A 267-nucleotide genomic window follows, 5' to 3' on the forward strand; every position below is an offset into this window, starting at 1 on the left:
GTGGGTGATGCTGATCAGCGCCCAGTTGATCATCAACGAGGCAACCACCAGCGCAAACAGCAACTCCAGGGCACTTTTTGGGGCGACGTAGTTGACCACCACACACAGCATCGTCACCAGCGCCGAAATCGCCAGGGCGCGGATCGGCACGCCTTGCTTGTTGAGCTTCATCAGCGACTTCGGGGCGTCGCCTTGCTCGGCCAGGCCGAACAGCATGCGGCTGTTGCAGTACACACCGCTGTTGTACACCGACAGCGCCGCCGTCAG

1 protein-coding gene is annotated in these 267 nt (G+C 61.4%); it reads right to left on the minus strand.

Features of this window, described 5'->3' with window-relative positions; all coding sequences use genetic code 11:
• Positions 1-267 (minus strand): amino acid permease (locus tag SB756_RS30800; protein ID WP_410913333.1); only part of this gene is annotated, 267 nt, incomplete at both ends.

It is taken from the genome of Pseudomonas sp. SIMBA_068 (assembly GCF_046534705.1).
GTDB lineage: Bacteria > Pseudomonadota > Gammaproteobacteria > Pseudomonadales > Pseudomonadaceae > Aquipseudomonas > Aquipseudomonas putida.